8 protein-coding genes are annotated in these 9,431 nt (G+C 58.8%); 7 read left to right on the forward strand and 1 reads right to left on the reverse strand.

Annotated features, from left to right (window positions below; genetic code table 11):
• Positions 1 to 151 precede the first annotated feature (151 nt).
• On the reverse strand, positions 152 to 658 hold the full coding sequence (gene radC / locus AAKU61_RS17875; protein ID WP_354334447.1) for a RadC family protein: 507 nt from the start codon (positions 656 to 658) through the stop codon (positions 152 to 154).
• Positions 659 to 1,257: 599 nt separating this feature from the next.
• Between radC and AAKU61_RS17880 the strand changes: the two genes are divergently transcribed.
• The 7 genes from AAKU61_RS17880 to AAKU61_RS17910 form a co-directional block, all read left to right on the forward strand.
• Positions 1,258 to 1,578 (forward strand): helix-turn-helix domain-containing protein, encoded by a 321-nt coding sequence (locus AAKU61_RS17880; protein WP_323492809.1) that lies wholly within the window; start codon positions 1,258 to 1,260, stop codon positions 1,576 to 1,578.
• Positions 1,579 to 1,653: 75 nt separating this feature from the next.
• The gene (locus AAKU61_RS17885) at positions 1,654 to 2,685 is read left to right on the forward strand and encodes an AAA family ATPase (protein WP_273121871.1); all 1,032 of its coding nucleotides are present in this window, start codon (positions 1,654 to 1,656) and stop codon (positions 2,683 to 2,685) included.
• The gene (locus AAKU61_RS17890) at positions 2,663 to 5,161 is read left to right on the forward strand and encodes a S8 family peptidase (protein ID WP_354334450.1); all 2,499 of its coding nucleotides are present in this window, start codon (positions 2,663 to 2,665) and stop codon (positions 5,159 to 5,161) included. The genes AAKU61_RS17885 and AAKU61_RS17890 overlap by 23 nt, the downstream gene beginning before the upstream one ends.
• A gap of 82 nt (positions 5,162 to 5,243) precedes the next feature.
• Positions 5,244 to 6,920, forward strand: a complete 1,677-nt coding sequence (locus tag AAKU61_RS17895; RefSeq protein ID WP_354334451.1) for an ATP-dependent nuclease — start codon at positions 5,244 to 5,246, stop codon at positions 6,918 to 6,920.
• A 253-nt stretch (positions 6,921 to 7,173) separates the two neighbouring features.
• Positions 7,174 to 7,320, forward strand: coding sequence for a hypothetical protein (locus AAKU61_RS17900; RefSeq protein ID WP_354334453.1), 147 nt, complete (start codon positions 7,174 to 7,176; stop codon positions 7,318 to 7,320).
• On the forward strand, positions 7,313 to 9,079 hold the full coding sequence (locus tag AAKU61_RS17905) for a UvrD-helicase domain-containing protein (protein ID WP_354334455.1): 1,767 nt from the start codon (positions 7,313 to 7,315) through the stop codon (positions 9,077 to 9,079). Before AAKU61_RS17900 ends, AAKU61_RS17905 begins: the two co-directional genes overlap by 8 nt.
• 100 nt (positions 9,080 to 9,179) lie before the next feature.
• On the forward strand, positions 9,180 to 9,431 hold a 252-nt coding region (locus tag AAKU61_RS17910), incomplete at its 3' end, for a hypothetical protein (protein WP_354334457.1).

Raw genomic sequence — 9,431 nt, forward strand, 5'->3', positions numbered from 1 at the left:
CCGATCAGGCGCAGCCTGTTCGGCGGTCCTGTGGGGCGCCAAGCCTGCGCGGCGGGGTGGGCGTCAGCCGACCCCTGGAGGCAAGCGCAGCGCGCAGCCTTTATTGCACGTCAAGGACGCAGCAAAAAAAGGGGGCAATGCCCCCCTCGGGTTACAACAAGCCGCGTTCGGCAAAACTCAGGATGTCGCCACCAGCGACGATCAGGTGATCCAGTACGCGCACGTCCACCAGCGCCAGTGCCGATTTCAGTGCCTGCGTCAGCATCTCGTCGGCACGCGACGGTTGGGTTGAACCGCTCGGATGGTTATGCACCAGCAGCAACGCAGCGCTATTCCTGGCCAGGGACTCCTTGACCACCTCGCGTGGATACACTGATGTCTGGCTCACCGTACCGCGAAACATCTCGACGTATTCGATGACACGGTTCTGTGCATCCAGATGGATGACGGCGAACACCTCGTGCTCCAGCGCTCCCAGCTTCACCCGCAGGAAGTCGCGCACCACCTGCGGCGAGTTCAGGACTTCGCAGTCGCGCATTTGTCCTGCGAGTACACGCTGCGCAGCCAGCAACACCTCGTCGGCGTTGGCAGGACGGTAGTCGCCTGTGACATCGCGAATGAGAAGGGAAGAATCGAGAGAATGAGTAAGTTGCGACATGATCGTGCTCCTGTCCGAATCGGGCGGAATTGCCTTGAACCGGAGGAACACGCCGCAGCGCAAGCAGTCAGGGGTCGCAGACGGCCGCACGGACGCCAGCGTGCAGAGCACGCGCAGCCCTTGACGGCGAGAACGGCGTGGTACATTGAAGGGAACAGCAAGACCACCCCACACACTTCACCGCCTTAACGGCAAGCGGCGCGCGCAGGCCCAAAGGGCCGGAGGCGTCAGGGATCAATGCCGAATGGCCGTGACTCGGCACGAGGCGCGGGGCAACGCCCGCGAGCCCGACGGCGGCAACGCCGGGACGCCCGGCGTCGGTCAACAAAATTCACTGCACAGTAAATATTGCTGTTTTGTCGAATTTCGATGCGGACAAATTAGAACGGAAAATCGTCATCGGGTGCTTTCTACCTGACCGACGCTATAACGGCTAGTCTGAGTGAACAACAAGGTTGTCCGCGCCTGCATATGTTTAATCACGTTATGCTTGTCAGGCTATACCCGGACGGATATAATTTACAGCAAGAAGAGCGCCAATTGCTCTGAACGCGGCCAAAATATATGGTTGCCTCACGTGGGTTAAGCCGGAGATCATGATGCGAAGCAGCGAAAACCATACAGGGACGGACAACGTGCTTGTCGATCTGGGGATCGACGGCGGAGAAGAGTTGTCCGCGAAGGCCGTGCTCGCTGTCAAGATCAATGACCTAATCGACCAGCGCGACCTCAGCCAGACCGAAGTAGCCGCCATCATTGGTATGACGCAGCCCAAGGTGTCCCAGGTTCGGCGCTATAAGCTCCAGAACATTTCCCTTGAGCGTCTAATGCAGGCGCTCGTATCGCTCGACCAGCACGTCGAGATAGTGATTCGACCTGCACGCTGCACCGATTCCGCCGGCATTACGGTGGCCGCATGAAGGGCTCGCTGCTTGGCATCGACGGGGAGAGTCTCCTCGGACGTGCTTGTGCACATACTTCAAGGGAGGGACGGCATGGCTAGCGCGGAACAATTGAAAGCTCTGGTGAAGTCCCATATCAGCCGGGATGACGGTCAGTTTTATTCCGTCGCCATGCAAGTGGCCGCCCACGAAGCCAAGGTCGGGCACGGAAAACTGGCGGAAGAACTGCGCGATATGATCGATGCAGCGAAGGCCCGTGTGGTACCGGGCGAACCAGGCAAGCTGGTTCCACTTGCCCGACCGCGCGGCGAACTCGCCAATCTGCTCGGTGTAACTTACCCAAAGAATCGGCTTGCGGACATGGTGCTTGATGTGCAGGCATCGGAGCAACTGCACCGCATCTTGAAGGAGCAGCGCCTGTTCGCGCGTATTCGTGAGCATGGCCTGTCGCCGCGTCGCAAATTGCTTTTGGTGGGGCCTCCCGGTACGGGCAAAACGATGACGGCATCGGTGCTGGCCGGCGAGCTGGGCGTTCCTTTGTTCCTGGTGCGGTTGGACGCGCTTATCACCAAATTCATGGGCGAGACCGCTGCGAAGCTGCGTCAGGTTTTCGATGCGATTGCCGAGGTGCGTGGGGTCTATTTCTTTGATGAGTTCGATGCGATCGGATCGCAGCGGGGGCTAGCCAACGATGTCGGCGAGATTAGGCGTGTGCTCAACAGCTTTCTGCAGATGATCGAGCACGACGAGTCGAACAGTCTCATCATCGCCGCAACCAACCATCCGGAAATTCTAGACCACGCCTTATTCCGTCGTTTCGACGACATGATCGAATATCACCTCCCGACAGTGGCGCAGGCGGGCGAACTAATTCGATCGCGTTTGGGCGGTTTCGTACCTAAACCGTTCCCGCTTAAGGTACTGGCCGCTAAAGCCGAAGGGCTCAGCTACGCTGAGATCCGCCGCGCCGTAGATGATGCGATTAAAGAAGCGGTTATGCATGACGAAGAACGCACCACGCAAGAACGTCTGAGTCTCGCGTTGCTGGAGCGCCGACAGCTCAGCCAAAAGCTGGCAAATAACAATAAGACAACGTCCAGCCATGCCGGATCAACCTCACGATAAGCGTCCGCACCTCGTACTGCACAACACGGCCAAACCGCTTGCGTTCACGGCGCACACACCCAATGGGGGTGGGCGTAAGACCGTGCCTGAACTGCCTCGACAACAGCATGGCCAATCGCTTCGGAACCAGCTCACTGCATTGAAGCCGGTTGCCGCCGCCACGATCGCCGCGCAGCAGCAGCAAGGACTGGAAGGCGGGCTGGGCTTGCAGATCCAGTTTGTCAGCCAACCCGAGGTCGAGCTGGCCTTTGAGAGCCTTGCGAACAGCACAAAGAAAATCGAACTGCTTAGTGTTAGCAAGGAAGGTGATATCACTTTCGCCAACGTGTTTGTTCCCGATGGGCAGTTAGAGCATTTTGAGAAGTACTTAACTGCATACCTCGAAGAAAAGAAGAACAAGAACGGCGACGCCATCGACCACCGCCCCTTGCTCGACACTATTGCATCGATTCGTGTTGCGGAGTTGCGTGCCCTGTGGACGGACGATCCCGCGCTGCTACCCGCAGACCCGGCCGCAGCATTCTGGTGGGAGGTCTGGCTTCCAGCGCGCGCAGTCGGCCAACGCCAGAATGTGGTGGCGGATTTTAAGAAGGTCGCGGAGCTGGCCGGTTGCGTCGTTGGCCCTGCACAGGCCAATTTTCCGGAACGCACGGTCTTGCTGATGTACGGCTCACAAGAGCAGTTCTCCGCGTCGGTGATGACGCTCAACTGCGTGGCGGAACTGCGCAGGGCCAAGGATACGGCTGAATTCTTTGACGGCATGGGCGTGGACGAGCAGCGGCAATGGGTGAATGACCTGGTGGACCGCACGCAATTTGCAGGCGAAGGTGATGAGGTTCCCTACGTCTGTCTGCTGGACTCGGGGGTCAACCGTGGTCATCCCCTGCTGGCCCCTTTGTTGGCGGGCGGCGATCTGCACACGGTCGAACCGGGGTGGGGTGTAGATGACCGGGCAAATCACGGCACCGGGTTAGCCGGTCTGGTGGCACACGGTGACCTGACAGACAAGCTCGGGGCCAATGATTTTTTTCGCACACAGCACCGTATCGAGTCGGTCAAGCTCACGCCAAATGATGGCGCTAATCCAGGCACTGCGAAGCATCATGCTTATCTGTTCGCCGAAGGGGTAAGCCGCCCGGAGATTGCAGCGCCACTGCGCCGTCGTGTCTTCACATCGGCCGTGACCGCTTCGGACTATCGAGATCGCGGCCGTCCATCGTCGTGGTCGTCCGCTGTGGATAGATTGGCGGCTGATGCTGACGGGGCCGGACAGTTTCCCAGGCTCTTTATCCTATCGGCAGGAAATACCAATCAGCACGATGCCTGGATGACCTATCCCGCCAGTTTGTCGACCAACTTGGTCCATGATCCTGGGCAGGCGTGGAACGCCATTACCGTGGGTGCATGTACCGAAAAGATTGATACCGAAGATGCTGCCGTTGAGGCCATTGCTGCGGAAGGTGGGCTGAGCCCCTACACCACGACCTCACGGACTTGGGACGGTGCTTGGCCACTGAAGCCCGACGTGGTGTTGGAGGGTGGCAATGTCAGTCGGGATGCGTTCGGCGCTGCGGGCATGCCGAGCCTCAATTTGCTCACCACGCATCATCGCCCGGACGAGCGCTTGCTGACGACGACCAATGCGACGAGCGCCGCTTCGGCCCTGTGCGCGCGGATGGCGGCACAGCTCATGAGTGCTTATCCCGCACTGCGTCCGGAAACGATTCGTGCCCTGATCGTCCACTCTGCCGAATGGAGCGACGCGATGCGGGGGATGTATCTGCCCGTCAATCGGCCGGTGAACAAGAACGACTATGTCGACCTGATCCGCCACTGCGGGTGGGGTACGCCTGATCTGGAGCGTGCGCAGTGGAGCGCGAGCAACTCGCTGACCCTGGTCGTTGAAGACTTGGTCCATCCCTATGTGAAGGACAAAAAGAAAGGGATCGTGAGCCGCGACATGAACTTGCATGCACTGCCGTGGCCCAAAGAGCAATTGGAGGCGTTGCAGAACGCCAAGGTGCAGATGCGCGTCACCTTGTCGTATTTCATTGAACCTAATCCTTCCGCGCGCGGTACTGCTTCGAAGTTCCACTATCCGTCGCACCGTTTGCGTTTCGATGTTCAGCGCCCGCTCGATGCGACCACGGAGGACTTTGTTGCACGGGTCAATGCCGCCGCTGAGCGGGAAGATGATGGCGACCCGGTCAACCCAAAAGATCCAAATTGGTACTTGGGCGATCGGCAGCGCCACCGAGGCTCCTTGCATCAGGATGTTTGGGAGGGGACTGCCGCCGAACTCGCCAGTCGAGGCTTCATTGCGGTGTACCCATCGGCCGGATGGTGGCGCACGCGGCCCGCGCTGGAGCGTTACGACCTGCCGGCTCGTTACAGCCTGATCGTGTCGATTCGGACCGAACAGATGGAAGTCGATCTGTACAACGTGATCGCGCAGCAGATCGTCATCGAGGTCTAATCGAAATAATGTCATTGTGCCGTCGGTCTAATGATCTGAAATCCTCTGGCTTCATAGACATGGGATTGGGGAGAAAAATTAAATGCGCATCAAGCATGTAGAGATTGAAAATTTCAGACTCCTGCGGAATGTCGCGATAGGATTAGAAGAGCGGACGACGCTGATCGTCGGCCGCAACAACAGCGGCAAGACATCAATAGCTGAGCTGTTCCGTCGGCTCCTTTCCGAACGGACTCTGACATTTCGGCTGGAGGATTTCTCCCTCGGCTGTCATGAATGCTTTTGGACAGCATTCGCTGCGTTTCGGGCCGACGCAGATGCCTCCGATGTGCTCGGACACCTCCCGTCGATCAGAATCACCCTCGACATTTCCTATGATGTAGATGCGCCCGATTTAGGGCCGCTCAGCGACTGCATCATTGATCTCAATCCAGACTGTTCAGAGGCGCGGCTGGTTCTGACTTTTGGTCCGCGATCGACGGCAATCGAAGCACTGTTCGCCGGGATCGTCGCGGCCGGCGAAGATATGGCCGCCGACCGTATCACTCTGTTTCGCGCGCTCGGGAGCCGGTTGCCGGGCGCTTATGCATCCTCACTTGAGGCGGTCGATCCTAACGATCCAACCAATCGCAAGACCCTAGAGCCGAAGACGCTCACCGCGCTGGTTCGCGGTGGCTTCATTAACGCGCAGCGGGGATTGGACGATGACACCCACCGCGAGCGCGATGTGCTCGGCAAAGTCGTCGAAGTGCTCTTCCAGTCGGCATTGACTGATCCACTTGATCCGGAAAAACGCACGACTGCCGAACAGTTGAAAGCGGCGGTGGAGCAGATCCAGGGTGACCTGCATGCCGGCTTTAATGCGAAGCTGACTTCCTTGCTGCCCACGTTCGATCTTTTCGGCTATCCGGGGTTAGCCGACCCCGGCCTAGTTACCGAAACCAGCTTTGATGTTGATAAGCTGCTCAATGACCACACCAAGGTTCGCTATTTGGGTGTGAACGGCGTCACATTGCCCGAGACATACAACGGCCTCGGGGTGCGCAACCTCGTTTATATGCTCCTGCAGTTGCTGCGTTTCTTTCGCGAGTATCAGGCGACCCCGGCGGCGGCTGGGGTGCATCTAGTTTTCATCGAGGAGCCGGAGGCCCATCTGCATCCGCAAATGCAGGAGGTCTTCATCCGCCAGCTCGACCAGATCACGAGCGCGTTCGTGGCGCAGCTCAACGAGAACCGGCCTTGGCCGGTGCAGTTCGTCGTGTCCACCCATTCACCGCACATGGCGAACGAAGCACGTTTCGAATCCATGCGCTATTTCCTGTCAGTGCCGGATGGCGAAGGCCTACGCCGGTCGGTTATTAAAGATTTGCGACAGGGAATGGGCGACGCGCCAGCGCCCGACCGGGAGTTCTTGCACCAGTATCTGACACTGACTCGGTGTGATCTGTTCTTCGCCGACAAGGCCGTCCTCATCGAGGGCACCTCGGAGCGGCTCCTGCTTCCGTCCATGATTCGCAAGACTGACGCCGCCGCTGCCGGCGAGCCACAACTGGCGAGCCAATATTTAACGGTGATGGAGGTCGGGGGCGCTTACGCGCACCGCTTTTTTGATCTTCTGACCTTCCTTGAATTACGCACACTGATCATCACCGACATCGACGTCGTGAAAGCCAACGAGAAAGGGAAGCGCGTGGCAGTGCCCGTTGCGGGGGGGCGAATTCACGAGCAACGGCTGCATCAAGGCTTGGTTCGAAAATGATGTTTCGCCAGCCGCATTGCTGGCGAAGACGTCGGTCGAAAAGATGGTCGGCGTTCGCCGGCTCGCCTACCAAATCCCCGAGACAGACGGCGGGCCGTGCGCGCGTAGCTTTGAAGATGCGTTCATTCTTGCAAACCCCGGCCGCTTTCCACTTGGCGATGGGGATGCTGCGGAACTCGCCTATGAGCACGCCGCAGAGCAGAAAAAGTCGACGTTTGCGTTGGAGCACGCTATCGAGCACACGGACTGGAACGTGCCCCGCTACATTTCGGAGGGCTTGCGCTGGTTGGCTCACGGCAACCTTGCCGCCCTGGAGCCGCCACCCGCTGTCGCTGTCGCAATCGTTGCCGAAGTGGTCGGTGTCGCCCTGAATGTCGCTGAGGAAGGCGAGAATGGCTGATGGTGTCGAAAGTCCCGCCGATGCCGCCGGCCGCGTCGCACTTGAACGGATGTTCCTTTGCCTCGACGAGGGGAGGAGCTTTCGTTTGGAGGCAGGCGCCGGTGCGGGCAAAACCTATTCGCTCGACAAGGCGCTTCGCCGACTGATTGACCAACGCGGCTCAGAGCTTCTTCGCCAGCGTCAGCAGGTTGGTTGCATCACATACACGAACGTCGCCAAGGACGAGATACTTTCGCGTATCGGAGCACATCCGGCGGTGCGGTCAGAGACCGTCCATGGCTTTTGCTGGTCAATCCTGCAGGATTTTCAGACGACCCTGCGCGCGATTGTGCCCGGATTGCCCGGATGGGCGGAGAGGTTGGTGCCAACTGGTGGCATCGGCGCTCGACGGGTGCACTATGAGCTTGGCTTCCCAAGCGTGGGGGAAGAGCAGGTCACGATCCGGCATGAGGATGTGCTTGCACTGATGATTCACGTCATGGCACTGCCCAAGTTTCGGGCGGTGCTAACCGCACGTTACCCGGTGCTCCTGATTGACGAGTACCAGGACACCGACGCAGCGTTTGTTGACGCACTTAAGATTTGGTTTCTCGATCGAGGCGAAGGGCCACTGATTGGGTTGTTCGGCGATCATTGGCAGAAAATTTATGGCGACGGATGCGGCTCGGTTGAGCATGCCGCGCTTGAGGTAATCGACAAGAACGCCAATTTCCGCTCGGTGGCCCCGATCGTGCAGATGCTGAATCGTATGCGCCCCGATCTGCCGCAGATGGTGAGTGACCCTGACGCGCCAGGCGAAGCGCGCGTATTCCACACCAATGCATGGCCAGGAGTCAGGCGCACGGGACAGGGCGGCGGCCACTGGACAGGCGATACCAGCGCCGACGCGGCCAGAGCCTATTTCGGTCACATCAAGAGACGGCTCAGCGGCGAGGGCTGGGATTTCGCAGTTGGGAAGACGAAGATACTCATGCTCAGCCATAGCGTTCTGGCCCGCGAACAGGGATACGCGAGCGTTCCGCCGATTTACGGTCAGTTCAACGACCCCTGGCTGAAGAAAGATGATCCCCATATCAAGTTTCTGACCGACCAGCTTGAACCGGCTTGCGGGGCGTTCGAAGCGCGGCGTTACGGCGAGATGTTCGAGTGCTTCGGCGCGGGCATGCCGCGTATCCGCAAGCACATGGACAAGGTCGCATGGGCTGACGCGATGGTGAAGTTGATCGCGCTACGGCTTTCTGGATCGATTGGTGAGGTGATCGACTTTATCGCTGCGCAGCCACACATGCGGCTTCCCGAGGCGGTGGAGGAACGCGAAAGAAGGCTGGTGGAAACGGGGCCTGAACCTGTCGAGGGAGAGTCACGGCGTGTCACCCAGTTGCGCAAGCTGCGGGCCGTCTCTTACGCTGAGGTTATAGCGCTAGACCGATTCATTGATGGCCATACGCCGTTTGCAACGAAACATGGCGTGAAGGGCGCCGAGTTTGAGAATGTCCTTGTGGTCGTCGGCAGAGGCTGGAATAAGTACGATTTCGCCCAGATGCTCGCATGGAGCGACGCCGGCCCACCGGCCGACAAGTTGGAGTTTTACGAAAATAATCGAAATCTTTTCTACGTCGCTTGCTCTCGGCCGAAGGTTCGCCTAGCGCTGCTCTTCACACAGTTTCTGAGCCCAAATGCCATGACCAAGCTGACGGATTGGTTCAGCGCGGAAAATGTCGTCGCGCTGCCCGGCGAGCTTGATGAGGCACTGGCATGATCGGTCCCGCTATACGTGCCGGAGGGGCGGTTTAGTGGAGGCCGGGTCCCCAACGGATGGGCTCGACTTCACGGGGCTGACTGCACTGGCCGCGAGCAATGTGCAAGCGGCCATCGCGAGTGGTGACAACTTCCATGGTTATATTCCGTCGGAAAGCCTTGAGTTCATCGTTCGGAACTATCGCCGGCTCGCATTTATGAAGGCGCTCGAAGCGGCGTGGCTGGATGCTTATGTGCATGCGTCCAATTTCAAAGAGTGTAAGCGTCCGACGCAACCATCTAGCAATGATGAAATGAACGCGCCACACTCCTTCGTTTCAAAGTTAAGGAGAAGGCATGAGCCACGACCCAAT

Origin of the sequence: Undibacterium sp. GrIS 1.2 (assembly GCF_040544435.1) — a bacterium.
Classification (GTDB): Bacteria; Pseudomonadota; Gammaproteobacteria; order Burkholderiales; family Burkholderiaceae_D; genus Undibacterium.

Bases quoted from the DNA above. Each gene is read 5' to 3' on its own strand.
- AAKU61_RS17895 (WP_354334451.1), top strand. From the start codon at position 5,244: ATGCGCATCAAGCATGTAGAGATTGAAAATTTCAGACTCCTGCGGAAT.
- radC (WP_354334447.1), bottom strand. From the start codon at position 658: ATGTCGCAACTTACTCATTCTCTCGATTCTTCCCTTCTCATTCGCGAT.
- AAKU61_RS17880 (WP_323492809.1), top strand. From the start codon at position 1,258: ATGCGAAGCAGCGAAAACCATACAGGGACGGACAACGTGCTTGTCGAT.
- AAKU61_RS17905 (WP_354334455.1), top strand. From the start codon at position 7,313: ATGGCTGATGGTGTCGAAAGTCCCGCCGATGCCGCCGGCCGCGTCGCA.
- AAKU61_RS17885 (WP_273121871.1), top strand. From the start codon at position 1,654: ATGGCTAGCGCGGAACAATTGAAAGCTCTGGTGAAGTCCCATATCAGC.
- AAKU61_RS17890 (WP_354334450.1), top strand. From the start codon at position 2,663: ATGCCGGATCAACCTCACGATAAGCGTCCGCACCTCGTACTGCACAAC.